Origin of the sequence: Shewanella sp. MBTL60-112-B2 (assembly GCF_019655055.1) — a bacterium.
Classification (GTDB): domain Bacteria; phylum Pseudomonadota; class Gammaproteobacteria; order Enterobacterales; family Shewanellaceae; genus Shewanella.
The window spans coordinates 1-609 of record NZ_BPFA01000090.1 but is presented as its reverse complement, the minus strand read 5'-3'; the positions used below and the strand labels follow the sequence as shown (position 1 = coordinate 609).

1 protein-coding gene is annotated in these 609 nt (G+C 54.7%); it reads right to left on the bottom strand.

From position 1 onward, the window contains the following. Positions 1–609, bottom strand: a 609-nt coding sequence (locus tag K5Q73_RS21350; RefSeq protein ID WP_220766198.1) for a hypothetical protein, incomplete at both ends; no start/stop codon positions are given.

Here is a 609-nt window from a genome sequence, read left to right as displayed (position 1 = left end):
GTGACATAGCCGCCAGCTTCAAAGTCAGTACCATCGATAGTGACTTGCAGCTGTACGTCATCAGCACCAATTTCAGCTTGGGTGAGCAGGCCATCGCCTGGGTTGCCATCATCAACAATCAATACCGTTGGCGCATTTGGCGCGGTTTCATCAGCAACGGTTGCGGTGTCGCTACCTTGAGCCGAGGTGTTGTCAGCCTTATCGGTTTGGGTGGCGGTGACGGTGATGCTGTCGCCTTCAGCAGGCGCGGTTTCTGTCCAGCTGATCACGCCGTTGGCATAAGTGTAGTTACCAAAGGTGAAGCTGCCGTTGCCAGCATCAGTGAAGTCAGCGAAACTCAGCTGAATGTCCCCGCCACCGTTAATGGTAAGCGTGACATAGCCGCCAGCTTCAAAGTCAGTACCATCGATAGTGACTTGCAGCTGCACGTCATCAGCACCAATTTCAGCTTGGGTGAGCAGGCCATCGCCTGGGTTGCCATCATCAACAATCAATACCGTTGGCGCATTTGGCGCGGTTTCATCGGCGACCTTGGCAGTATCTGAACCTTGAGCCGAGGTGTTGTCAGCCTTATCGGTTTGGGTGGCGGTGACGGTGATGCTGTCGCCT